The organism is Streptomyces sp. NPDC049915 (assembly GCF_040656475.1).
Lineage (GTDB): Bacteria > Actinomycetota > Actinomycetes > Streptomycetales > Streptomycetaceae > Streptomyces.
Genome location: NZ_JBFAMH010000012.1, coordinates 208,617 through 233,496 on the forward strand (window position 1 = coordinate 208,617; position 24,880 = coordinate 233,496).

19 protein-coding genes are annotated in these 24,880 nt (G+C 72.5%); 8 read left to right on the forward strand and 11 right to left on the reverse strand.

Translation table 11 applies throughout. The features are described from left to right. Window positions 1–23: 23 nt before the first annotated feature. Window positions 24–1,037 (reverse strand): methyltransferase, encoded by a 1,014-nt coding sequence (locus AB0J12_RS22530; RefSeq protein WP_363266122.1) that lies wholly within the window; start codon window positions 1,035–1,037, stop codon window positions 24–26. 2 nt (window positions 1,038–1,039) lie between these two features. Next, complete coding sequence (locus tag AB0J12_RS22535) at window positions 1,040–2,617, reverse strand: class I adenylate-forming enzyme family protein (protein ID WP_363266123.1); 1,578 nt, start codon at window positions 2,615–2,617, stop codon at window positions 1,040–1,042. 367 nt (window positions 2,618–2,984) lie between these two features. Here AB0J12_RS22535 and AB0J12_RS22540 point away from each other — a divergent pair, with 367 nt between their 5' ends. Both AB0J12_RS22540 and AB0J12_RS22545 read left to right on the forward strand, forming a co-directional pair. Next, entirely contained in the window at window positions 2,985–4,694 is a 1,710-nt protein-coding gene (locus tag AB0J12_RS22540; RefSeq protein ID WP_363266124.1) for an FAD-dependent monooxygenase, read from the forward strand. Window positions 4,695–4,832: 138 nt separating this feature from the next. Continuing rightward, window positions 4,833–5,705: an AfsR/SARP family transcriptional regulator gene (locus AB0J12_RS22545; RefSeq protein ID WP_363266125.1), complete on the forward strand. Its 873-nt coding sequence runs from the start codon at window positions 4,833–4,835 to the stop codon at window positions 5,703–5,705. Between the two features lie 374 nt (window positions 5,706–6,079). Here AB0J12_RS22545 and AB0J12_RS22550 read toward each other — a convergent pair whose 3' ends face one another. From AB0J12_RS22550 to AB0J12_RS22560, 3 genes are all read right to left on the reverse strand, one after another. Continuing rightward, window positions 6,080–7,645 (reverse strand): MFS transporter, encoded by a 1,566-nt coding sequence (locus AB0J12_RS22550; RefSeq protein ID WP_363266126.1) that lies wholly within the window; start codon window positions 7,643–7,645, stop codon window positions 6,080–6,082. A 678-nt stretch (window positions 7,646–8,323) separates the two neighbouring features. After that, window positions 8,324–9,130 carry an SDR family oxidoreductase gene (locus AB0J12_RS22555; protein WP_363266127.1) on the reverse strand — a complete coding sequence of 269 codons (807 nt, stop codon included), beginning with the start codon at window positions 9,128–9,130 and terminating at the stop codon, window positions 8,324–8,326. A gap of 126 nt (window positions 9,131–9,256) precedes the next feature. Next, complete coding sequence (locus AB0J12_RS22560) at window positions 9,257–9,883, reverse strand: cupin domain-containing protein (RefSeq protein WP_363266128.1); 627 nt, start codon at window positions 9,881–9,883, stop codon at window positions 9,257–9,259. Window positions 9,884–10,106: 223 nt separating this feature from the next. Between AB0J12_RS22560 and AB0J12_RS22565 the strand changes: the two genes are divergently transcribed. Next, on the forward strand, window positions 10,107–11,780 hold the full coding sequence (locus AB0J12_RS22565; RefSeq protein ID WP_363266129.1) for an FAD-binding oxidoreductase: 1,674 nt from the start codon (window positions 10,107–10,109) through the stop codon (window positions 11,778–11,780). 61 nt (window positions 11,781–11,841) lie between these two features. Here the strand turns inward: AB0J12_RS22565 and AB0J12_RS22570 are convergent, their stop codons facing one another. After that, complete coding sequence (locus tag AB0J12_RS22570) at window positions 11,842–12,504, reverse strand: class I SAM-dependent methyltransferase (protein WP_363266130.1); 663 nt, start codon at window positions 12,502–12,504, stop codon at window positions 11,842–11,844. Window positions 12,505–12,706: 202 nt separating this feature from the next. On the opposite strand from AB0J12_RS22570, the gene AB0J12_RS22575 reads away from it, so the two are divergent. The 3 genes from AB0J12_RS22575 to AB0J12_RS22585 are packed head-to-tail and all read left to right on the forward strand — an operon-like array spanning window position 12,707 to window position 16,105. Next, window positions 12,707–13,273, forward strand: a complete 567-nt coding sequence (locus AB0J12_RS22575) for a flavin reductase family protein (RefSeq protein ID WP_363266131.1) — start codon at window positions 12,707–12,709, stop codon at window positions 13,271–13,273. A gap of 26 nt (window positions 13,274–13,299) precedes the next feature. Beyond that, the gene (locus AB0J12_RS22580) at window positions 13,300–14,880 is read left to right on the forward strand and encodes a 4-hydroxyphenylacetate 3-hydroxylase N-terminal domain-containing protein (RefSeq protein ID WP_363266132.1); all 1,581 of its coding nucleotides are present in this window, start codon (window positions 13,300–13,302) and stop codon (window positions 14,878–14,880) included. Between the two features lies 1 nt (window position 14,881). Beyond that, complete coding sequence (locus AB0J12_RS22585) at window positions 14,882–16,105, forward strand: MFS transporter (RefSeq protein ID WP_363266133.1); 1,224 nt, start codon at window positions 14,882–14,884, stop codon at window positions 16,103–16,105. A 319-nt stretch (window positions 16,106–16,424) separates the two neighbouring features. Here AB0J12_RS22585 and AB0J12_RS22590 read toward each other — a convergent pair whose 3' ends face one another. The 4 genes from AB0J12_RS22590 to AB0J12_RS22605 form a co-directional block, all read right to left on the reverse strand. After that, window positions 16,425–17,342, reverse strand: a complete 918-nt coding sequence (locus AB0J12_RS22590; protein WP_363266134.1) for an Ada metal-binding domain-containing protein — start codon at window positions 17,340–17,342, stop codon at window positions 16,425–16,427. A gap of 417 nt (window positions 17,343–17,759) precedes the next feature. After that, entirely contained in the window at window positions 17,760–19,145 is a 1,386-nt protein-coding gene (locus AB0J12_RS22595; protein ID WP_363266135.1) for a class I adenylate-forming enzyme family protein, read from the reverse strand. Between the two features lie 66 nt (window positions 19,146–19,211). Next, on the reverse strand, window positions 19,212–20,321 hold the full coding sequence (locus AB0J12_RS22600; protein ID WP_363266136.1) for a 3-dehydroquinate synthase II: 1,110 nt from the start codon (window positions 20,319–20,321) through the stop codon (window positions 19,212–19,214). After that, window positions 20,318–21,124 (reverse strand): 2-amino-3,7-dideoxy-D-threo-hept-6-ulosonate synthase, encoded by an 807-nt coding sequence (locus AB0J12_RS22605; RefSeq protein ID WP_363266155.1) that lies wholly within the window; start codon window positions 21,122–21,124, stop codon window positions 20,318–20,320. The genes AB0J12_RS22600 and AB0J12_RS22605 overlap by 4 nt, the downstream gene beginning before the upstream one ends. Before the next feature lie 217 nt (window positions 21,125–21,341). Between AB0J12_RS22605 and AB0J12_RS22610 the strand changes: the two genes are divergently transcribed. Continuing rightward, a complete protein-coding gene (locus AB0J12_RS22610; RefSeq protein WP_363266137.1) occupies window positions 21,342–22,994 on the forward strand; it encodes an FAD-binding oxidoreductase in 1,653 nt (550 codons plus the stop codon). A 102-nt stretch (window positions 22,995–23,096) separates the two neighbouring features. Continuing rightward, window positions 23,097–24,605 (forward strand): FAD-dependent monooxygenase, encoded by a 1,509-nt coding sequence (locus AB0J12_RS22615; RefSeq protein WP_363266138.1) that lies wholly within the window; start codon window positions 23,097–23,099, stop codon window positions 24,603–24,605. 65 nt (window positions 24,606–24,670) lie between these two features. Here AB0J12_RS22615 and AB0J12_RS22620 read toward each other — a convergent pair. Then, window positions 24,671–24,880: adenosylhomocysteinase (locus tag AB0J12_RS22620; RefSeq protein ID WP_363266139.1), on the reverse strand; the 210-nt coding region annotated here is incomplete at its 5' end.

Consider the following 24,880-nt stretch of genomic DNA (forward strand, 5'->3'; position numbering starts at 1 on the left):
AGGGCCGGGACGCGGGGACTGCTTCATACCGGTGCGGCGATCAGCAGACTCGTCTCGAGGGCGAGGGAGTGCACGCTCTCCAGTCGCAGGCCCGCGGCGCCCAGGACGGAGCGGTATCCGTCGAGGGTGCGCTCGCGGCCGCCCGCGGCCATCAGCAGGTGCAGGTCCCACAGCAGCGGCAGCACGGGCGCCGTGCCGTCGGTGGCGACGATCCTCTCCAGCACCAGCAGCCGCCCCGTGTCCGCCATGGCCTCGCGGATGTTGGCGAGGAGCGTCACGCATCGTTCGTCGTCCCAGTCCTGGAGCACCCGGGACAACAGGTACACGTCGTGGCCCGCGGGGACCTTGTCGAAGACGTCGCCCGCGACCGTCTCGTAGCGGTGGGCGTCGACGGCGGCGCTCAGGTGCCGCTCGGCAACCGGCAGCATGTGCGGCAGGTCGAAGACGGTCCCCGTCAGGTGCGGGTGGGCCTGGAGCACGGCCGACAGCAGCAGGCCGCTGCCGCCCGCCACGTCGACCACGGTGTGCGCCTGCGTGAAGTCGAAGGCCGCCGCTGCCTCGGGGAAGAACACGTTGCCGGCGTTCATGGCGCGCAGGAACCGCGGCCCCGCGTCGGGCTCGTCGCGCAGATGGGCATGCAGCGAGGTGCCGAAGGCGTGCTGGAAGCCGGAGGTCCCGGTGCGGATCGCGGGTACCACCGCACCCCAGGCGCGGTGGAACTCCTCCCCGTACAGCAGCACCATGTCGCGCATGGACTGTTCGCCGTCGGCGACGAGGAGCGCGCCCACGTCGGTGAGCCCGTAGCCACCCTCCTCGTCGCCGCTGAAGACGCCGAGTGCCGCGAGCAGCCGCAGCAGCCGCGCGAGGCCGTCCTCGCTGGCGCCCGTGCGCTCGGCCAGCGCCGGGACGGTGCGGTGTCCGGCGGCGATGTGGTCGGGCAGGGACAGCGCGGCCGCCGCGTGCAGGGCCTGGGCCCGCCAGGTGCCGGTGATCAGATCGACCACCTGACGTGCCGCCGTCGTCTCGGTACCGGGCATGATCAGACCTTCCGTACGGGGGAGGACACGGCGAGCGCGGGGTCGCCGGTGCGGGACAGGACGGTGCGCAGACGTTCGCGCAGCAGGCGCTTGAGGACCTTGCCCGTCACCCCCACGGGGAGTTCGGAGCGGTCGGCGGCCAGCAGCAGCCCGCCGAGCGGTGCCAGGCCCTCGCGGGCCAGGGCCGCGTTGCACGATGCGAGCAGCCGGCCCGCGTCGCGCTCCTCACCGTCGGCGAACAGGACGACCGCCAGGGGACGGGAATGCCCCGGTGAGTCGGGATCGTCGACCGCCACCACCGCCGTGTCCAGCGCCTGCGTCGCGAGCAGGACGACCTCCTCCGCGGGGAGGCTGTACACCGGACCGCCGGCGGTGTGGATCACGTCGGGGGTGCGGTCGAGGTGGTACCAGGTGCCGTCGCTGTCGCGGCGCATGATGTCACCGGTGAGGAAGTACCCGTTGACCGTCGATTCCTCGGTCAGGTCGGGATCGTCCAGGTAGCCGGCGGTGATGCTGGGTGTCCGCACACCGAGCCGGCCGGCCTGCCCGTCGGGCAGTTCACGGCCCTGCTCGTCGAGTACGGCCGCCTTGCGCACCACCTTGGCGGGCAGGCCGATGTGGCGTGCGTACCGGGTCGTCTCGGGCGTGTAGGCCTGCTTGAACAGCACCATGCCCATCTCCGACGAGCCGAGTCCGTCGAGGTAGCGCGAGCCGTTCAGCACCTTGCCGTTCTCGGTGCGCCGGCCCAGCGCGATCAGCGGTCGGATGTGCCGCTCGTGGGAGGCGTCACCCATGCCGTGCCAGGTGTGGAGGTGCCGGGCGGCCTCGGGGCTGATCTTCTCGGTGGGTATCTCGGCCAGGGTGAGCGGGAAGGCCAGCACGGTGGTCGGGTGGAACAGGTTGACCGCCCGTGCCACGGCCTCGCCGCTCGCGTCGTCCAGGATCAGGGTCGGGATGCCGAGCAGGATCGCCAGACTGAGGTAGCTGATGCCCGCCGAGTGGCTGTGCGGCAGGGCCGTCAGCAGCCGGTCGGAGCGCAGGGAGGGGAAGGACCACAGCCGTTCCCGCTTGCCCGCGAAGAATGAACCGTGGTGGAACACCGGGGCCTTGGGCCGGCCGGTGGTGCCCGACGAGTGCGAGATCATGACCAGGTCTTCGGCGGTGTGCCGGTGCGGGAAACCGGGCATCGGCCGGGGCGGCAGCGGGGCGGTGACGGCGAGCGAGGCGATGTCCGCGACCTCGGGCGTGGCCTTCCCCGGCGCGTCCGCCTCCCAGGCGTCCGCGAGGCCCTTGAGCAGGTCGCCGTCACCCACCAGCACCGTGGTCCGGGTGCGCAGGAAGTACTCGGCGGCCGTCGCCGGGGCCATCCGGGGGTTGCAGTGCACGGCGGCGGCACCGAGCGACGTGATGGCGATGTGGTGGATCAGGCCGAGCAGCCCGTCGCGGGTGTGCAGGCCCACGTGCGCCCCGGGCCGCACCCCGCGCCGCCGGTACCAGTGGGCGTAACGGATCGCGGCGACGCGCACGTCGTCCAGGGACATCGCCCTCGGCGCGCCCGTCGCCCACTGGGGGGAGGACACGTCGGGGTGGAACAGCAGCGGACGGTCCCGGTCGCGGGCGATGCGCCACGCGTGCCAGAAGAAATTCCCCGCCCCCAGATCCCGGTCAGCATGGAGACGCAGGCGTTGCGATACGGACCTGTGGGTGCCGAACAGGAACATAGGAATACCTCACACTCCGCAGTGATGCGCCGAATTCTTCGGTCACCGGTGAGACATCGCGGCCCGTGATACCCCAGCGGTTCGGTAAAGGTTCGTGGCGGAGTCTCCAACCGGCTGCTAAAGGGCCGATGGAAAGCCGTCCCGGCCGCCGATCTTGCTTCGTTCTTCAGAGCGGGTTGCAACGATCGCACCAGTTCGATCGAGAGAAGGCTGGAGGCCGCGTCGGATGGACGACCCGCTGACAACTCCGGTCGCCGTGGTCGGCGGCGGTCCGGTCGGATTGATGCTCGCGCTGTTGCTGGACCGGCAGGGAGTTCCCTGCGTGGTCCTCAACACCCAAGCGGGCGTGCCCGATCAGCCGCGTGGCAGCACCCACAACGCGCGGACGATGGAGCACTACCGCACACTGGGACTGGCCGAGCGGATCCGCGGGCTCGGTCTTCCCGCCGGTCATTCGGCCGGAATTTCCTTCTTCACCCGCTACAACGCGCACGAACTGGCCCTGCTGCCCTGGCCGGGCAGCGGCGAGGTGCTGCGCCGGCGGATGGCCGCCGACCGCGCGGACCCGTCCCCGGAACCGATGCACCGGGCCAACCAGATGTACGTGGAGCGGCTGCTGCTCGACCACGCCCGCACCCGGCCGCGCATCACCCTGTGCTACGGCTGGACGGTCACCGCCCTGCACGAAAGCGCGGAACACGTCGACCTCGTGGCCGAACGCGACGGTGCCCGGCGCCTGTTCCGGGCGGCGTTCGTCGCGGGCTGCGACGGCGGCCACAGCCTGGTCCGACGCCACCTCGGCATCCGCTACGAGGGAGAGGGCACCCTCGACCAGGACATACTCGGACGCCGCTCCACCGCCGCCCACCTGCGGGTGCCCACGCTGTACCGGGACTTCCTGCGGGATCGCGGCGCATGGAGCAACTGGGTCGTCAACGCGGATCTCGCGCTGAACCTGATCGCGCTCAACGGCGTGGACGAGTTCTTCCTGCTCACCAGCTCCGTCGACCCGGACACGGCGACCGACGCCGAGCTGGTGCGGCTGGTGCAGCGGGCGGCGGGCGAGCCCCTGCCGGTCGAGGTGCTCAGCCACCGGCCCTGGACCGCGGGCGCGGCGCTGGTCGCCGAGTCGTTCGGCACGGGCCGCATCCGCCTCGCCGGTGACGCCGCGCACCTGTTCACACCCAACGGTGGCTTCGGCATGAACACCGGTGTCGACGACGCCGCCAACCTCGCCTGGAAACTCGCGGCGGCCGTGCAGGGCTGGGCGGGCCCGGACCTCCTGGACACCTACGGCGTCGAGCGCCGGCCCATCGCCCTGCGCAACACCTCGGCGGCCCGGACCCTCGGCCAGGGACTCGGCGCCGTCGACCGGCCCGCCTGGCTGGAAGCGGACTCCGCGGTCGGCGAGGCGGCCCGGGCCAAGACCGGAGCGGAACTGGCCGAGTACGGGATGCGCACCCTGGACACCCTCGGGGTGCAGCTGGGCGCCCGCTACGACGGCTCCCCGATCGTCGCCGGGGACGGCTCCGGGCCGGTGCCCGACTCCTTCGCCGCGTACACGCCCTCCGCCGTACCGGGCGGCCGTGCACCCCATCTGTGGCTCGACGACCGCCGCACGGACGGCAGTTCGCTGTTCGACCGGTTCGGCCCCGGGTTCACGTTGCTACGGCTCGGCCCGCGTCCGCCGCGGACGGAACGGATCGAGGCCGCGGCGGTTGCCCGAGGCGTGCCGCTGCGGACCCTGACGCTCGACGATCCGCTCGCGCGGGAAGTGTACGGACGTGATCTGGTGCTGATCCGCCCCGACCAGCACGTCGCCTGGCGGGCCGACCGGGAGCCCGGTGACCCCGGGGCGCTCCTGGCGCAGGTCACCGGGTGGCCGTGCGGGACGGCGGCGAGACCCTCACCGGCCACGGCCCCCGGGCGGTGGTGATCGAGCGAACAACAGGTCCCGTGACGGGACCGGAAGAGCCTGAGCGACGATAGAATCCGCGCGGATCGCGACGTTTGACCGGGTATTCCAGCGGAACGATCTTCCGCCGGCCCGCCCGGGCGACGATGGGGGAGTCACATGGAGTTTCGCGTTCTCGGCCCTTTGAATGTGTGCGACGACGAAGGCCGCCACAGAACCCCGACCGCGCCGAAACAACGGCAACTGCTGTCGCTCCTCGCACTCAACGCGAACCACGTCGTGTCGGTGGCACAGATAGTCGAGGAGATATGGGAGTACCGCCCGCCGTCGAGCGCGGTCGCGGCGGTGCACACGTACGTCATGCAGTTGCGCCGCTTCCTGGACGGCGCCCGGCGCGGCCCGGGACGCACCCCCGGCCGGCTGCAGACCCGCGACCAGGGGTACCTGCTGAAGCTGAACGCCGGTGAACTGGATCTGGATCGCTACGAGCAGCAGGTGCGGGCCGCGCGCGCCACACTGGACGCCGGCGAGTACGCCGAGGCCGCCGAGCAGTTACGCGCCGCCGAGATGATGTGGACGGGGCCGATGCTCGTCGACGTGCCCACCGGTCCGCTGCTCAGGGCCGCCATCGAGGTCGTCGAGCGTGACCGGCTCGACGCCGTTCCGCAGCGGCTGGGCGCCGAACTGCGCCTCGGGAGGCACCATGAGATCCTCGGCGAACTGACCGCGCTGGTGCATCAGTACGGCACGCACGAGGACCTCGTCGCGCACCTCATGCTCGCCCTGTACCGGTCGGGCCGGCAGGCCGACGCGTTGATGGCCTACCACCGGCTGCGAGCCCGGCTGCGGGAGGAACACGGCACCAAGCCGTCGGCGCGGCTGCAACGCCTGCACACACGCATGCTCTCCGGGGACCAGGGGCTGGAGCCTCCCTCGAACTCGCGCTCCCGGCAGTCGCTCAACCTGCTGGCCGAGCGCACCGTTTCCGCCCCCCGTGGCCCGGTGGGCGACGACGGGCTGGTCCGGGTCTGACGGCCCTGCGGGGGAACCGGCGGCGCGGGACGCGCTTGCCGGCCCGCCCGTGGCTCCCCGCGGCACGCCCTCCGCACGAGGTGTTCTCGGCAGGGTGATCCCCACGCGGTCCGCGAGCCGGTCAACGGGTGTCAAGGTGACCGGGCCCCCGCCGTGGCCGGATGTTGCACGACACGAGTGCGGGCAGCTGCCGCGCTAGTCCGCCGTCGACGATGTCGAGGGCGTCTCGTGGCCCGCCCACGGGCGCAGGGGGTGAACCGGTCGGCGGGAACCGTGCAGTACGAGGACGTCTACGGCTCTGTCACTTCCGCGGCCCCGAGGGCATCGCCGTCGGACCGGTCGAGGCGGCCTGCTGACGGCTGCCGCGGAACCGTTCAGCCACCGGTTCGCACACGCCAGGGCTGGGGCCGGACGGGTTCGCGCGCCGGCCGCGTCGTCCAAGTGGACGGCGCGAGACCGGCCGGGGCCTGTGCGCGGCGGCCCGGGCCGTGCGGGCGTCGGTCCGGGCGGTGCGGGCGTCGGTCCCGGCTCCGCGCGCGGCGGCCCGGGCCGGTCGGACGGCGGCCGGGCAGGCAGATCAGGGCGCCCACCAGCGCCGGCCCCATCAGCAGGGCTGCCGCCCCGAACGCTTGCCCCGCCCCGGCGGCCACGCCGGTGCCACGGCCGCACACCGCCACCGCGAGCACCGTGCCCAGCGCGGTCCCGAACTGTCCCGCGCACTGCACCAGGCCCGCAGCCAGCCCCGCGCCGCTGCCCCGGAACCGGGCCAGCGCCACGACCTCGCACGACATCCAGATCAACGGAAGTCCCGCACCGGCCAGGACCAGCCCCGGCAGCATGCCCGAGACGTACCCCGGGGCGTGCGAGCGGGCGGCCAGCGTCCACAGGCCCGCCCCCAGGAGCAGACAGCCGAGCGCGCACGGCAGGCGGGCACCGTACCGGGTGAGCAGCGCGCTGCAGGCCCGGCCCACGACGAAGATGCCCCCGACCATCGGGAGCAGGGCGACTCCGGCGGCCAGCGCACCGAACCCGTAGGTGTCACGCAGCCGCATGCCGCCGAGGAAGGCGACGGGCGCGGCGGCCGTCGACACGAGCAGGACGCCGGCCGCACCGCACACCAGGTTCCGGTCGCGGAGCAGGGACGGGGGCAGCAGCGGGTGGGGACATCTGCGCTGCCGGTGCGCGAAGAGGGCTGCCAGCGCGGACGCGGCGAGCGCGGCGTACGCCGTGTACCGGTCCACGCCGTGAGCAGCCGACCGGACCAGGGCGTACACGGCCGCCAGCAGAGCGCCGGTCAGCGCGGCGGCCCCGGCCAGGTCGAGGCGGGCCCCGCGGGTGCGGGGCGGATCGGGCAGCGGGGTGCGGCGGGACACCATGAGCGCGACGACGATCACGGGCACGTTGAGCCAGAAGGCCCAGCGCCAGTCGAGGCCGCTGACCACGAGGCCGCCGCACACCACACCGGCCACCGAGCCGACGCCGCCCGCGCCCGCCCACAGCGCCAGGGCCCGGGCGCGCTGCTGCGGAGCGGCCGCCGTCACCAGGAGCGACATCGCGGCGGGCACGAGCACGGCCGCCGCCAGCGCCTGCCCGGCGCGGGCGGCGACGAGGAGCGGCCCGCTGGGGGCGGCGCCGCACAGGGCCGAGGCGACGGCGAAGGCGCCCATGCCGTGCAGGAAGAGACGCCGGGCCCCGGCCAGGTCCGCCAGCCGGCCGCCCAGCAGCTGGAGCCCGCCCACCAGCAGCACGTATATGTTGGTCACCCATTGCACGGCGTCGAGCGACATCGACAGGTCGCGCCGGATGTCGCTCAGGGCGAGCGTCACGATGCCGGAGTCGGCGTTGGCGAGCAGCGGAGCGAGGACGGCCAGGGCGAGCAGCCGGCGGTCCAGCGGGGGCGCTGCGCGGTCGCGTGTGCGAGCAGGGGCGGCCAAGGCCATGACGACTCCAGGGAGTTGACATCGATGCCGCCGCGCCGGCCCCGGAGCGGGGTGGACGGGACGAGGCGGCCCGCGGCCTGCCGTTCGGATCGGCGCGGATCAGGCGGCGGGTCCTGGTGCGGGCGGGCACGGAGAAAGGCCACGCGCAGTGGTGGCGGCCGGCGGCGACGCGGCAGGCGGCCGGGGCGTGCGAGCCCGGCGATCCGAACGAGTGGCGGCCCTGGGGCCGCGAGACGTCACGGCGGGCAGGACAGGGAAAAGCGGAGAAGCGGGCGGGGCCCGCGGCAGGGCGCCCGCGACGGCTGGGCGCTGCGGCGGCACTCGGGAACGAGCGGGACGCGGCGAAGGCGCGCGGGAGCAGGCGGGGCGCCGCGGAGGTCCGCCGGAGGGCGGCCGGGCCGCCGCGGACGGCCCGGCCGCCCTCCGGCGGTGTCGTCGCGGCGCCGGGTCCGGGAGCGGACGGAGCTCCTGCGGTCCTCCGGGGGCGCCGGCGGGTCAGCGGCAGGTCGCTCCAGGAGGCGACAGCAGCGGACAGCACTGCCGGCGGCGCCGGCGGCCCGCGCGGATCAGGTCACCGCACGCCGCCGGCGGCCGTGGTGCGTCGTACGCCCGGCCGCAGTGCGGCGGCCGGGCACGGGCGGAGGGGCCGGGCTCGCCGGCCCTCCCGCACGGTGGTGCTCAGAGCTCCTTGAGGAGCCCGCCGTCCACGACGAACTCCGCACCCGTGGTGCTGCCGGAGCGCGGCGACGCCAGCAGCACGACGGCGTCGGCCACCTCCTGCGGCTCGACGAAGCGGCCCGTGGCCAGGTTCAGCATCTCCGGGACGACGCTGTTGATGACGTTGTCCTTGTCGGTGCCGGCCTGGGAGGCGATCATGTCGGCGACGCCGCCCTCGTCGGTCCACCACGGCGTGCGCACCACACCGGGGGAGACGGTGTTCACGCGGATGCCCTGGGGCGCGAACTCGCCCGAGAGCACCTTGGTGATGTTGCTCAGGGCGGCCTTCGCGGCACCGTAGTCGACGTTGATCGGCGAGGGCTGCCGGGCGTTGCCGGAGGAGATGTTCACGATCGCGCCGCCGCCGCGCTCCAGCAGGTGCGGGATGGCGGCACGGATGGCGCGCACGGCCGAGAACAGGTTGAACTCGAACATGGCACGCCACTCCTCGTCGGAGGCGTGCAGGAACGAGCCGCGCGGCAGGGTCACGCCGGGCGGCGGGCCGCCCGCGTTGTTCACCAGGATGTCGAGCCCGCCGAACTGCTCCACGGCGCGGGCGACGACCTGCGCCGGCGCGTCCTCGTCCATGAAGTCGGCCGAGACGTGCACGAGGTTCGGGCCGGCCAGCGCATCCAGCTCCGGGGTGCTCTTGCGGGACGTGGCCACGACCTTGGCGCCCTCTTCGAGGAGCGTGCGGACGATGGCCAGGCCGATGCCCTTGGAGGCGCCGGTGACGACGGCGACCCGGCCGGAAAGCTGCAGATCCATAAGGTTCCTTCTCGATGGTCGGCCCCGCCCTGAGGTGGGGGAGGAGCGCGGTGCGATGTGCTCTCGTCATGGGAAACACCGCCGCGCCCGAAGGTGTTGCAGGCGATGTTCACCGGGCCGGCGGGATCAGCGGTGCCAGCGCATGACCTCCTCCGGAAGTTCCTCCAGCTCCGCGATCTCGGACGGCTTGCGGTCCATGTACCGCGGGTCGCAGCCCTGGTGCCCCAGCAGCCGGGCGATCGGGGCCAGCACGGTGAACAGGGCGCGCTGCAGCGCCCAGGGTGGCGAGGTGAACCGCACCACGTCACCGAACTCCAGCGTGGTCACCGCCTGCTGCAGCAGCCGGGGCATGCCCTCCGGCGTGGTCTTGCCGTCCTGCGCGAGCCCGAAGAGCTGGCGCAGCACCAACTGCTCGAAGCGGTCGCTGTTCTTGCGCACCTCGCAGATGTGGAAGGCCTGCTCACCGCTGCAGTTCCACCAGCGGTGCCTGATGCCGGGCTGGATGAGCACGCTCTGCCCGGGCTTGTCGAGGGTCACCTGGCGCCCGCCGATCAGGAAGGCGACCTTGCCCCGCACCAGCGTGAAGCGTTCCTCGCTCACGGGGTGCAGGTGCTCTCCCGACACGGCGCCGCCGGGCTCGGAGTACACGTCCATCACGGTGCGCTCCCCGCCCGTGTGCGAGGACGGCGTTCTGATCACGACCCGCTCCCTGCACCGCGGGTTCTCGTACACCTCACCGACGCTGACCGTCACCGGCCCGCCTCCTTCCACCATGGCGAATTCAGCCTGGACTCCGATGGTGGCGACCGGTGGGCCGTCCGACACTCCCCATCTTGCGGTCGTATCCCGGAATCCCCCGTTCAGGGATTCGACCGCAAGATCCGGAGTGTTTTCCGCGATGGCTGATTCGTACTGTCGCGGCGCAGGTGAACGCGTGAAGCGGTGCGCCGAAAATGGCGAGAACGGGAGACGTAGAGTGCGCGACAACAGTGGGATAGGCCGCAGGCGGTTCTTCACGACCGCCGCGGCGCTGGGCGGCACGGCCGCGGTGGGTGGAGCCTTCGCCGGGCGGGCGGCGGCAGCGGAGCAGGAGGCCGCGACCGTCACGTTCGCCCCGGTGACGGTGACGCCGGCGGACGCCCAGTACGGCGAGCTCGTGCACGGCATGAACAACCGTTACGTCGGCAACCCCGAGGCCGTCCAGATCGTGGACGATGTCTCCCAGGTGGCGGGCGTGGTGCAGGCCGCCGTCACCGCCGGCAAACGTCTGACCGTGCGCTCCGGCGGCCACTGCCTGGAGGACTTCGTCTTCAACCCCGAGGTCCAGGTGGTGCTCGATCTGTCACAGCTCAACAAGGTGTACTACGACGCCGGGCGGCGCGCGTTCGCCGTCGAGACGGGCGCCCAGCTCCTGGACGTCTACACCCTGCTCTACCAGGTGTACGGCGTCACCGTGCCCGGCGGCATCTGCTACTCCGTGGCGGCCGGCGGCCACGTCAGCGGCGGCGGCTGGGGCCTGCTGTGCCGCCAGCTCGGCCTGATCATCGACTACCTGTGCGCCGTCGAGGTGGTCGTGGTCGGCGCCGACGGCAAGGTGCGCACCATCGTGGCGACCAACGACCCGGGCGATCCCAACCGCGAGCTGTGGTGGGCCCACGCGGGCGGCGGCGGCGGCAACTTCGGCGTCGTCACGCGCTATTGGTTCCGCACGCCCGGCGCCACCGGCACCGACCCGAAGAAGCTGCTGCCCAAGCCGCCCCGCGAGGTGTACCTGGTGGCGCAGGCCTGGCCGTGGGAGACCATGACGGAGGCGAAGTTCTCCCGGCTGGCACAGAACTACGCGCGCTGGTTCACCGCGCACAGCGCCCCGGGCGCCCCCGAACTGGCCCTGGCCAGCTTCCTCGTGCTGACCCACAAGTCCGCCGGCCAGATCGCCATGGTCACCCAGGTCGACGCGACCGCTCCCAACGCCCGCCGGCTCCTCGACGATTACCTCGCCGCGATCGGCGACGGCGTCGACGTGCCGACGGTGGCCGTCACCCGCCAGTTCGCCGAGTTCGGCCCGATGGCGAGCTACGCCGAGCCCCGCAAGCTGCCGTGGCTGGAGGCCACCCGTTACCTCGGCACCACCAACACCAACCTCACCGACCCGACCTACCGGCAGGAGTACAAGTCCGCGTACATGCGCGCGGCCTTCCCCGACCGCCAGCTCGCGGTGCTGTACAAGCACCTGACGCGCACGGACGTCACCCTGCCCGGCGCCTCCATCACCCTCAGCTCCTACGGCGGCGAGGTCAACCGGCTCGCCCCGTCGGCCACCGGCTATCCGCACCGCGAGTCGTTCTTCAAGATGATGTGGATGTCCCTGTGGAACGACCCCGCCGAGGACGCCGCCTACATCGCCTGGAACCGGCAGTGCTACGCGGAGGTCTACGCGGACACCGGCGGTGTTCCCGTGCCCAACGACGTCACCGACGGCTGCTACGTCAACTACCCGGACAACGACCTGAACGACCCGAAGTACAACACGTCGTCGACGCCATGGCACGCCCTCTACTACAAGGGCAACTACCCGCGGCTGCAGCAGGTGAAGAAGAAGTACGACCCGACGGACTTCTTCCGCCACGCCCAGTCCGTCCGCCTGCCCTGACCCACGCGTGAAGGCCGCCCCGGTCCTCCCGGGGCGGCCTCCACGCGTGCGCGGCGGGAACTCAGCGCTTGACGGCGAACGTCAGCCCGTCCGCGTAGGGGATCACGCTCAGCTCCACCCGCTCGTCGTGCAGCAACCGCGGGTTGAAGGCGCGCAGCGCCTGCGTCTCGGAGTCCTGGACGGACTCGTCGAGCAGGGCGCCGTGCCACAGCACGTTGTCGACGACGACGAGACCGCCGGGGCGCAGCAGCTCGAGCGCGAACTCGTAGTACGCCGTGTAGTTCTCCTTGTCCGCGTCGATGAAGACGAAGTCGAACGTGCCGGCGGCGTTCTCCTCCTTCAGCAGCCGCTCGAGGGAGGCCCGGGCGTCGCCGATGCGCAGGTCGACCTTGTCCGCGACGCCGGCCCGCTTGCAGTAGTCGAGCGCCATGGCGCCCCACTCCTCGTTGATGTCCAGCCCCACGACGCGGCCGTCGGCGGGCAGCGCGAGCGCCGTCGACAGCAGGCTGTAGCCGGTGAACACGCCGACCTCGAGAGTCCGCCGGGCCCCGGTCGCCTTCAGCAGGGTCCGCATGAACTGACCCTGCTCCGGCGAGATCTGCATCAGGTGCAGGGGAAGCTGCGAGGTCTCCTCGCGCAGCTTCCGCAACAGGTCGGGCTCGCGCAGCGAGACATCGGCGACGTAGTCCTGGAGTGCGTCGGTCAACTCGACCTGGAGTCTCATGATTGGCCACCTCGTGTCGGTTACTCGAATCCGAGAAGGAATTACAGGCGCCCGCACGCACCGGTGTCAATCATTTCCGGCCTCCTGGATATTGCGCAGAAATACCTGCCGTTCCCCTCGATCGATCCTTCAGTGGCCACCGGCACAATGCCCCTCAGAGAGCGCCGAATTCGAGGGCTCATTTCCTTTTCGAGGAGTGTCGATGGGCGACAGTCAACGCCGCTTTCGTGACTGCCTCGGCCGGTTCGCCACGGGCGTCACCGTGGTCACCGTCGAACACGGCGGCGGCGTGCACGGCGCCACGGTGGGCTCGTTCACCTCCGTCTCCCTCGACCCCCCGCTGGTGATGGTGTCCCTGGACCGGCGCAGCCGGATGTGCGACCTGCTCACGGGCGCGTCGTCGTTCGGCGTGAACATCCTCGCCGCACACCAGCAGGACCTGGCCCTGCACTTCGCGGGCCGGCCACTTCCCGCGGACACTCCCGTGGCCTGGGACCCTGACGCGGCGGGGCCGCGCCTGGCCGGCTGCGCCGCCCACCTCGACTGCGTGCCCTGGGCCGCGTACGACGGCGGCGACCACGTGCTGCACATCGGGCAGGTGCGGACCTTCACGACGTGGGAGGCGGAGCCGCTGGTCTTCCACGGCGGGGCCTTCCGCCTCCTGGACGCCGCGCCCGGCCACCACGCGTGGGCGGGCACCCTCGACGGACCGGCGGACGGCGCATGGTCGTCGGGAACCGCGGCGCTCCACATCCCCCTGGGTCACTGACCGCCACGACCGGACAAGGACACACCATGACGCTGCAGCAGGGCGAGGCCACCGCCTCCGCACCGGCTCCCCGCACCACCCGCCCCCTGACCGGCGACGAGTACCTGGAGAGCCTGCGCGACGACCGCGAGGTCTACATCTACGGCGAACGCGTCGAGGACGTCACCAAGCACCCGGCGTTCGCCAACCCCGCCCGGATGACGGCCCGTCTGTACGACGCGCTGCACGATCCGGCCCGCCGCGACGTGCTGACCACCCGCACCGACACCGGGAGCGACGGATACACCCACAAGTTCTTCCGCACCCCGCGCAGCGTCCAGGACGTCGTGGAGGACCGTGAGGCGATCGCCGAGTGGGCCCGCCTCACCTACGGCTGGATGGGCCGCAGCCCGGACTACAAGGCGGCCTTCCTCGGCACCCTCGGCGCCAACTCCGACTACTACGCGCCGTTCCAGGACAACGCACGGCGCTGGTACCGCGAGTCCCAGGAGAAGGTGCTGTTCTGGAACCACGCGATCATCCACCCGCCGGTCGACCGCCACCGCCCGTCCGAAGAGGTCAAGGACGTCTTCGTGCACGTGGAGAAGGAGACCGACGCCGGGCTCGTCGTCAGCGGCGCCAAGGTCGTCGCCACCGGCTCGGCCATCACGCACTACAACTTCATCTCGCACTACGGACTGCCGCTCAAGGAGAAGGAGTTCGCGCTCGTCGCGACCATCCCGATGGGCGCGCCCGGCCTGAAGCTGATCTGCCGCCCCTCCTACGCGGCGACGGCCGCCGTCATGGGCAGCCCCTTCGACTACCCGCTCTCCTCGCGCCTGGACGAGAACGACACCATCTTCGTCCTCGACAAGGTCCTCATCCCCTGGGAGAACGTCTTCCTCTACGGCGACGTCGACCAGGTCAACGGCTTCGCCCCGAAGTCCGGCTTCATCCCGCGCCTGACCTTCCACGGCTGCATCCGCCTCGCCGTGAAGATCGACTTCATCGCCGGGCTGCTGGCCAAGGCCGTGGAGATGACCGGCACCAAGGACTTCCGCGGCATCCAGGCCCGGATCGGCGAGGTGCTCGCCTGGCGCAACATGTTCTGGGCCCTGACCGACGCCGCCGCCCGCAACCCCGAGGAGTGGAAGGACGGGGCCCTGCTGCCGCGCCTGGAGTACGGCATGGCCTACCGCTGGTTCATGACCATCGGCTATCCGCGCATCAAGGAGATCATCGAGCAGGACGTCGCCAGCGGCCTGATCTACGTCAACTCCAGCGCCGAGGACTTCAAGAACCCCGAGGTGCGTCCCTACCTCGACAAGTACGTGCGCGGCTCCAACGGCTACGACGCCGTCAGCCGCGTCAAGCTGATGAAGCTGCTGTGGGACGCGGTCGGCACCGAGTTCGGCGGCCGGCACGAGCTGTACGAACGCAACTACTCCGGCAACCACGAGTCGGTGCGCAGCGACATCTTCATGACCCAGATGGAGACCGGCCAGCTCGACGCGTACAAGGGCTTCGCCGAGCAGTGCCTCCAGGAGTACGACCTCGACGGGTGGACGGTCCCGGACCTCGACTCGTTCCAGGGTCTGCGCAGCGCCAGGAAGAACTTCTGGCACTGACATGACCTCCGTTCCCCTCTCCGTGCGGCGGCGGCCGGGCCCGGCCCTCGCCGCCCTCTTCCTGGCCACCTTCGTCATGGGCAGCGCCGAGCTCGTCGTCGTCGGCCTGCTGAAGCTCGTCGCGGGGGACCTCGCCGTGTCCGTGGACACGGCGGGCACCCTCGTCACCGCGTACGCGCTGGGCATCTGTGTCGGCGGTCCGCTGCTGACGGCGCTCACCATCCGGGTCCGGCGCCGCACCCTGGTGTGGGCGTCCCTGGCCGGCTACGTGGCCGGCAATCTGCTGGCCGCCCTGGCCCCGGGCTTCGGCACGCTGCTCGCGGCCCGGGCCGTCACCGGTGCACTGCAGGGCCTCTTCCTCGGGACGGCGTTCACGGTGGCGGCCGCCCTGGTGCCGCCGGAGCGGACCGGGCGCGCGATCTCCGTGGTGTTCGGCGGCATCGCCGTCTCCACGGCGCTCGGCGTCCCGCTCGGCACCCTGGCGGCCCAGCACCTGGGCTGGCGCGCGGCGTTCACGGCCATCGTGGTCCTCGGTGCGGTGGCGCTGCTGGCGGCGGCGGTGTGCGTCCCGCCGGTCGACGGCTCGGGCACGGGCGGCCTGTGGGCACAGTCCCGGCATGCGCTGGCGCCCCGGGTGCTGGCCGTGCTCGGCGTCGGATTCCTGCTGCTGGGAGGCCAGTTCGCGGCGTTCACCTACATCACGCCGTTCCTGGAGGACGTCACGGGGGTGTCCGGCACCTGGCTGACCGTCTTCCTCTTCGCCTACGGGGCCGCGACGGCCGCCGGCACCTTCGTGGGCGGCTGGGCGGCGGACCGGGACGCGGCGCGCACGCTCGTCGCGGCGAACCTCGCCCTGGTCGTGGCGTTGGCGGTCCTGCACATCGCCGGCGCCTCCCGCGTCCTGGTGGCTCTCGCTCTCGTGCTGTGGGGGGTGGTCGGGTTCGGCCTGGTCCCCTCGCTGCAATACCGGGTCGGGCTGCTGGCCGGCCCCGGACGCGACCTCGCCGCGACGCTGCCGGCGTCCGCGGTCAACGCGGGTATCGCGGTCGGGGCGGTGGCCGGTGGCGCGGCCGTCTCGCACGGCGGTGCGACGGACGCGGTGCTCACCGGACTGCTGGTGTGCGCGGCGGCGCTGCCCGCGACCTGGGCATCGGGGCGGTTGCGCCCGGCGGAGGCCGGGCAGCAGCCGGCCGCCGCCGGGGCGGAGTCCCGCTCCCCTGGCTGAGCGGAGCCCCGGCCGACGGGGCCGGCCCCGGGTTCCGTCAGCACCTGCGCACCCGAGTGCCGGCTCGGCCGGTGGCGGAGGGGGTCCGCGCCGCCCGCGGGTTCCCGTGCGGTGCGGCCGGGTGGCTCATGGAGGCGCGCGGCCGGCGGCACACTGCGACCGTCGTACCCGGCACTGCCCCTGCACGCGGCGCGCGAGCCCGGGCCGGCCCGGGCCGGCGGCCGTGTACCCGGCGGGTTCCGTCAACCGGACGGCGCCGTGCACGGGAGCACCCCGGTCCGGTGTGCACCGAGGTCCGGTGGTCGTCCCCCGGCCCGGGTCACCTGCTCGGGACGACGGCCGATGCCGGCACCGTGTGACGTACCCGCACCGCCGCCGTCGGCACCGCCCGCCGCACCCGCACGGCGAGCGCGGACCGCCGTATGCGCAGGGGCAGTTCACGGCCGAGCTGCGGCGGCTCCGCCTCGCGCACGGCCGCGGCGACGGCGGCGGCGAAGTCGTCGTCCGCGGGCACGAGCCGGGCCTGCCGAAACATGGTGCGGAGCTGGTTCAGCAGACCCGGCACCTCGTCTCCCGTCAGCACCCCGCACACGCCCGTGTCCGTCGCCGCGACGAGCACCGGTCCCAGCGACGATCCCGCCACCGAGTACCGGATGTCCGTGCCGTCGCCGCCCGCCCGGTACGCCTTCGGGGTCATGCCCAGGATCTCCGGCGCCGCCGCGTAGAAGTGACCGCCGGAGTTGAACCCCGAGCTGTACATGGCGTCGGCGATCGTCCCGGACAGCGGCAGGGCCTCGCGCACCCGGCGCGCACGCGCAGCCGCCAGATAGGCGTGCGGCGTGATGCCGGTGAATGACTTGAACAGGCGGTGGAAGTGGAAGCGGCTGTAGCCGACCTTGCGGGCCAGCTCGTCCAGACTCGGCGGCAGCGGCGCCTCGTCGATGATCCGGCAGGCCCGGGCCACCGCCTCGGCCGCCGCCGCGTGCCGGTCGGAGTCGTCGGGGCAGCAGCGACGGCACGGGCGGTAGCCCTCGGCCCGGGCGGCCTCAGGGGTCGGGAAGAAGCGGACGTTCTCCCGCAGGGCCAGCTTCACCGTGCACGACGGGCGGCTGTACACGCCGGTCGTGGTGACCACGTAGCAGAAGTGGCCGTCCGCGCCGGCGTCCCGGTCCCGCACGGCCTGCCAGCGTGCCTCGTCACAGGTGTACAGCGTTGCGGCGGTCGTCGTCACCGTCATGCTCCGTGCCTTCCATTTCCTCTGGGAGGTCGTTACTCATGGCTCTCGCGGCGGATGGCGCCGCTGGGCGGAGGGGAAGCGTCCGGGGGAGGGGCGGGGTGGGGAGGGGAGGGGTGGATGCCGGCGCCCGGCGGGTGGTCACGAAGCGCCGCCGCGACCGGGATCGCCGTGACCGGACCGCCGCGAGGTGGCCCCGCCGTGAGCGGATCCGGCCGCAGTCGGACCACGGACAAGGAGTCGCCGGCCCGCCCGCCACTCCCGGCCCCGACTCCGCCGACGCACGGAACCGCCCGCGCGGGTCCCGCCGTGCTCGCGCGCGCCAAGACGAAGGCGCGCGCCGCCGCGTCGCCCGCCCGGGCACCGAGCCGCCCGAGCGGGCCTTCGCCGTCCGGCCGCGGTTCTCGGCTGCCGGGCGGCTCACCAGCTGATGCAGCGGCACGCCCCGGGCGGGTGCGTCCGGTGACGGCGCAGGACGCCACGGTCCCGCACTGCCTTGCCGTTGGCGGTGCGGGGCAGCTCCCGCAGCAGGTGGTAGCGGTCCGGCGCCGGCGCCCCGCCGAGGAACCGGCGGCACCAGGAACGCAGGTCCTCGCCGTCCAGTTCCGCACTGCTCGCCACATGCGCCTCGATCGGGCCGACCCCGAGGACCACCGCGTCCGTGATGTGCCGGTGGGCCCGCAGCACCGACTCGATGCGCAGCAGGTCGACCGAGGCGTCCCCGACGCCCTGGACCCGCCCGCGCAGACGCAGAGCACCGGTCCGGGGATCACACGTGACCAGGTCACGGGTGGACATCCAGCCGCCCGTCCAGGGCGTGTCGTCGTACAGATACGGGGACTCGGGGACGTGCACCTCCAGCACCCCGCCGACCACACGGGTACGGGCGCCGGGCACCGGCACGCCGACGACGGCCGGGCCGAAGCGGCCGGTGAGGTCGGCGGCGACGAGGCCCGTCTCGGTCGTGCCGTAGGCCTGGCCGACACGTACCCCGTGGCGGCCGTGGAACATCGCGGGGATCTCGGGCGGCAGGGCGTCACCGCTCGACACGGCCAGCCGGAGGTGCCGCAGCTCTCCGGGCTCGGCCCGCGCCAGCGGGCGGAAGTGGTGCGGATTGCCCAGCACGACGTGCGCGTCGGCAGCCGCCCGCACGGTCGCCGCCGCCGTGCGGGCCACCGGCAGCACCACCGTCGCGCCCACCGCGAGGGAGTGGAGCACCCCAGCGATCAGCCCGAAGGAGTGCGTGAGCGGCTCCAGCACGGCAACCCGCTCACCGTGGCGCGGTGCGCCGTCCACGGCGGCGAGCCGGTCCAGCTCCGCCAGGAGCGACCGCGGACTCCTGCCGACCGCCTTGGGACGCCCGGTGGTTCCCGACGAGAACTGCACGAGGCAGTGCCCGCCCGCCCGGGGACGGCCGTCGGAGTGGCGGCGCACCAGAACCTCGCACTCGTCGACGAAGTCATCGGGCCGTCTGCGGCTCTCGCCGAGCGACACCGAGAACTGCGCCGGCTGTGCCCCGGGCGGGACATCCCGTGACCACCGGCCGGGCGGTGTCTCCCTCAGCACCACCTGGGCGCCGAGCGACCACAGCGCGAACAGCGTCCACAGGTGCGTGAAACTCGCGTTGGCGTACAGGGCGACCGTGCTGTGCGCCCGGATGCCGTACTGCTCCAGCACATCGGCCAGCCAGGCCGTCTCGCGGCGCATCCTGCCAAACGTGACCTCGCGCTCTGCGGCACGTGCCCACACCATGTCGTCGGCGTGGCGGCCGAGTAGTTCGGCACCCCACCAGGACCGTTGCGTCATCGTCTCCACCGGACTCCTCGCCGCGGCGCCGGGGCCGCGACGAGAGCGGCCCCGGACGCCTGTCGCCTACTTCTCGACGCAGAACTCGCCGACCGGCCAGCCCACGTGGCGCTTGTCGGTGGCCACATGACCCAGCAACTGGTCGCCCTTCTTCAGCTCCGTCACGTTCAGCACCGCCGCACCGGGGCCGAGCACCCGCACGTGCCAGTCGTCCTGCACGATCAGGCTGACCTCCACGCCCTCCGGCGACACGGCCTTGATGCCGAGCAGCGGGCGGGACTCCAGCTTGATGCGGCCCACCACGATGCGGCGGGTGCGGCCGTCGGCGCCGACGGCGAGCACCGGACTGCCGGCCTTGAGCTCGCTCAGGTAGTTGGTGCGGTTGTCCGCCCCGAACACGTAGCTGTGCAGCGCGCCCGCGTTGATGCGGAACGGGCGGGTCGGCATGTACGGCAGCGGGTGCGTCTCGCTCACGCACAGCACGAAGCCGTGCGCGTAGGAGCCGACCAGCATGCCCTCGTCCTTCTCGAAGTGCGTGCACGTGTCGATGCAGACGCGGTCACCGAGGCCGAGGTGCTCGATCGACTCGACGGTGAGCGTCTGAAGCTGCAGGTCCGGGGTCTTCACCCGCAACATCTCCACCAGCGCGAAGACGTCGTTGGCGGAGCGCGGGGCCACCAGGACGCCCTCGGAGCCCTTCTCCAGGACGTCGACGATGATCTGCGCCTCCTCGATGTCGGAGGCCTGGCAGATCAGCTGTCCCGGCGAGGCGTCCGCGGCGGCGATCACGATCTCCAGCGGGATCTTCGTCGGGTCCTTGAACTCCACTACGGTGAAGGGGAGTTCACGTGCGGCCTCACAGGCGAGCTTCAGGGTGGGGTCGTCGACGACGTTGACCCAGGCGGCGGTGTCCTTCTCGCCGGCGCGGTGCAGGCTCTCCAGCGCGCCGAGGCTGTCGACGTCGACGACCTCGCGCAGCACGATCAGGTCCTCCGGGGCCTCCTCGCCGATGCGCGCGCCCGGCGCGAGGACGCGCTTGACGGTGTTCGGCAGCAGGGCGAGGCGCTCCGGGTCGCTGTCGACGATGCCGTCGACCCGGGCGTGGATCGCGGCGTCGACGACCGCCTCGCGGTGTTCGGCGGGCACGGTCCGGAGGTCGATCCAGGCAAACTTCACAACACACCTGCCATCTCGGTCTGCGGCGCGGGCTCGGACGTGAGCTCGCGGCGGTGAATGATTGAGGCCAGTTCCCGGACCGCCTTCTCGGGCGACGGGCTGGTGAACACCCGTCGTCCGACAGCGAGTCCGGCGCAACCCAGATCCATGGCGGTGACCGCGAACTCGTACAGGTTGCGTTCGGTGGAGCCGCCGCCCGCCACCACCACCGGCAACGGCGAGGAGGCGATCACCTCTTCCATGCGCTCCGGCGGGGCGACGAGCACCGTCTTGACGATGTCGACGCCCAGATCCGCGGCGATGTTCACCACATGGGCGACGAGCGTCGGGTCGGTCGGATCGGTCACACGGGGACCACGCGGATAGATCATGGCCATGAGCGGCATGCCGAAGCGGTCGCAGGCCGCGGCCACGGCGCCGAGGTCGGCGAGCTGCTCCGCCTCGGTGTCGGAGCCGATGTTCACGTGCACGCTGACCGCGTCCGCGCCCAGCCGGACCGCCTCCTCCACGTCTCCGACCAGCACCTTGGCGTTGACGTCGGGTGCGTGCGCGGTGCTCGCGCTCAGATGCACCACGAGGGAGCACCGCGTGAGCAGCGCCGGCGCGATCATGCGCGCCCTGCCCTTGTGGACGACTACGCCGTCGGCGCCGCCGTCCGCGATGGAGCGGACCAGGTCGCCGAAGCCGGCGGCGGTGGCCACGGGCCCGTCGGACACGGAATGGTCCAGCGGCACGAACAGGAACCGGCCGTCTCCCGGCCGGGACAATCGTGCCAGGCGCACCGACTTACCGGTGAGCGGCATGCTCGACATGACACCCCTCCTCGTTCCTGGTCACAGGGTTCGGGTGGGATTCCGCTGCGGGTCCCGGGCTGAACTGTCGCAGTGGCCTCTGAAGAATCGAGCCAGGTGTCCCGCGCCGAGCACGCCGCAAGATGCGGAGTGCGGCAACCGCCGCCGGATGCCTAGCGTCGGCGGCATCCGCGTGTGATCCGCACGCGACAGCGGGAGGGGAGGCCCCATGACGCACGGCAGGCGACAGGTGAGCAGACGCGGGGTGCTCGCGGCGAGCGCCGGGATCGGCGGCGGGGTGCTGCTGCCCGCCGGGCAGGCGGTGGCCCAGCCGGAGGAACTGGTGACCGTCACCCCTGGCGACGCGCGCTACCCGGACCTCGTCCGGGGCTGGAACCAGCGCTACATCGGCCGGCCCGAGGCTGTCTACGTTCCGCGCTCGACCGCCCAGGTCGCCACCGCCGTCCGGCAGGCGGTCCGGGCCGGCAAGCGGCTCACGGTGCGCAGCGGCGGACACTGCTGGGAGGACTTCGTCTTCAGCCCCGACGTGCAGGCGGTCATCGACATGTCGGCGATGCGGGACGTGGACTTCGACCCGTCCATGAACGCCTTCATGGTGCAGCCGGGCGCCCAGCTCCTCGACGTCTACGAGCGCCTGTACCGCACCTGGGGCGTCATCGTGCCGGCGGGCATGTGCTTCCAGGTCGGGGCGGGCGGCCACGTCAGCGGCGGCGGCTGGGGACTGCTGTGCCGCCGGCTCGGCCTGGTGGTGGACCATCTGTACGCGGTCGAGGTCGTCGTGGTGAACGCCGACGGCACCGTGCGCACCGTCGTCGCCACCCGCGAGGACGACGACCCGAACCGGGACCTGTGGTGGGCGCACACCGGCGGGGGCGGCGGCAACTTCGGCGTCGTGACCCGCTACTGGTTCCGCAGCCCCGGCGCGAGCGGCACGGACCCGGCCCGGCTGCTGCCGGCCCCGCCGCCGGAGGTCCTCGTCAGCGCCGTCTCGTGGAAGTGGGCCGACCTGGACGAGCGGTCCTTCACACGGCTGGTCCGCAACTACGCGGACTGGCACGTGCGCCACGCCGCTCCAGACGACCCGGCGACCGCCGTGTGCAGCCTGCTCTCCCTCAACCACGTCTCCAACGGAGCCGTCGGCCTGATCACGCACGTCGACGCGAGCGTGCCCGGCGCGGCCCGGCTGCACGACGAGTTCCTCACGGCGGTCACCGAGGGCGTCACCGTCGCGCACGGTCCGGTCACCACGCGGATGGGTGAGCTGGCCGCGCTGCCGGATCTGGCCGCCCCGCGCCGCCTTCCCTGGCTGCAGGCGGCCCGCTACCTCGGCACGGCCAACCCCACCACCAACGACCCGACCCAGAAGAGCGACTTCAAGTCGGCGTACATGAAGGCCGGTTTCCCGCAGCGCCAACTGGCCGCGCTCCACCGTCACCTGACCCGCACGGACATCGGCAACCCGACGGGCTCGGTCATGCTCAGCTCCTTCGCCGGCCAGGTCTCGGCCGTCGCCCAGGACGCCACGGCGAGCGCCCACCGGGACGCCGCGTACAAGCTGGCCTGGATGATCTGGTGGGACGACCCGGCCGACGAGAAGGACTGCGTACGCTGGCTGCGCGAGTTCTACGCCGACATGTACGCCGACACCGGCGGCGTGCCCGTCCCCGGCGCGGTCACCGACGGCTGCTACGTCAACTACCCCGACGCCGACCTCGGTTCGCCGGAGTTCAACCGCTCGGGCACGCCCTGGCACGACCTGTACTACAAGGGCAACTACCGTCGCCTCCAGCGCATCAAGCAGGCGTACGACCCCGGCAACGTCTTCCGGCACCGGCAGTCCGTGCGGCTGCCGGGCAGCTGAACCGGCACCGTCGTGCAACCCGTCGGCGCGGGCCGGTGTTCCTCCTGACGTACAGCATCCGAACGGATGCCCAGAGTGTCGTCTACCACCGCAGGAGCGCCGATGCCGAACAGCCCAGCCGTGGACACCCAGGTCGCCGTCGTCGGCGGCGGGCCCGTCGGCATGCTGCTCGCCCGGGAACTGGCCCTGCTGGGCGTGCGCGTCACCGTCCTGGAGAAGCTGCCCGCGCCGACCGGTGAGTCGAAGGCGGGGACACTGCACGCCCGCACCGCGCAGACCCTGCACCGGCGCGGACTCCTCAAGGCCGTGCAGCCCGGCCCGCCTGCCCCGCCGGTGGGCCGTGGCCCCGTGCCGTTCCACTTCTCCGGCATGTTCGACCTCGACCTGAGCCGTGTCGTCACCGAGGGCCCCGTCATGGTGGGCAGCCCCCAGGCCTGGGCCCAGGAGGTGTTCGCGACCGAAGCCGAACGGCTCGGAGCGCGCATCCGGCGCGACCGCGAACTCGTCGGCCTCGACGAGGAAGCGGACGCGATACGCCTGACCGTACGCGATTCCCAGGGCGTCACGGACACACTGCGTGCGTCCTGGGTGGTCGGGGCCGACGGCGCCCGCAGCGCCGTGCGCAGACTGACCGGCATCCCGTTCACCGGCACGCCCGCCCGCGTCGGCGCCCTGATCGGCGAGGTCCGCCTGCTGGACCCGGCGCGGGCTCCGCAGGGCTGGCAGCGCAACCCGCGGGGCTGGACCCTGGTGTGGCTCAACCTGTTCGGACGCAGCCGGGTGTGCATCTACGACTTCCGCGGCCCGCACCCGGACCGGCAGGCGCCCGTGACCCTGGACGAGTTCCGGGCGGAGGTGGAGCGGATCGCGGGCCACCCGGTACCGATGGACTCACCGAGCTGGCTCACCCGGTTCAGTGACGCCGCCCTGCAGGCCGAGCACTACCGCGTCGGCAGGGTCCTGCTGGCCGGCGACGCCGCGCACGTCCACTTCCCGGCCGGCGGCCAGGGCGTCAACCTCGGCCTTCAGGACGCCGTCAACCTGGGCTGGAAACTCGCCGCCGAGGTGCACGGCTGGGCGCCGGCCGGACTGCTCGACACGTACGAGACCGAGCGCGCGCCCATCGCCGAGGCGGTCCTGGAGAACGTGCGCGCCCAGGTGGCCCTGATGGACCCCGACCCCCGCATGGACTCGCTGCGCACCCTGTTCGCCCGGATGATGCACTTCGACGACGTCAACCAGTACCTCGGCGGCATGATCAGCGGAGTCGACGTCCACTACGACACCGGCCGGGCCGGCGACCCGCTGGCCGGCCGCTTCGCCCCCGACATGCTGCTGAAGACCGGCGACTCGGTCACCGGTCTTTCCGAACTCCTGCACAGCGCGCGGCCGTTGTTGCTGCTGCTGGCCGACTCGGAGGACTTGCTCAAAGCCGCCGAGCCGTGGCGCTTCCGGGTGAACGTGGTGACGGCGACCGCGACCGAGCAGCTGGGCACGGACGCCCTGCTGGTGCGGCCCGACGGTTACATCGCCTGGTCGGCCCGCGGCGACGGCGGGGACGCGGAGACCCTGGCCGGGGCGCTGGGGTGCTGGTTCGGGGACCCCGAGTAGGCAGCGGGGCCCGTACGTGCCGTAACGGCCGCCGTACGGGCCCCGCCACCCGGCGGGACGCTCGTTCAGTAGCGGTAGTGGTCGGCCTTGTACGGGCCGTCCACGTCGACGCCGATGTACGCCGCCTGCTCCGGGCGCAGCGTCGTGAGCTTCACGCCGAGGGCGTCCAGGTGGAGCCGGGCGACCTTCTCGTCGAGGTGCTTGGGCAGCACGTAGACGCCGGTCGGGTACTCCGACTGCTTCGTGAACAGCTCGATCTGCGCGATCGTCTGGTT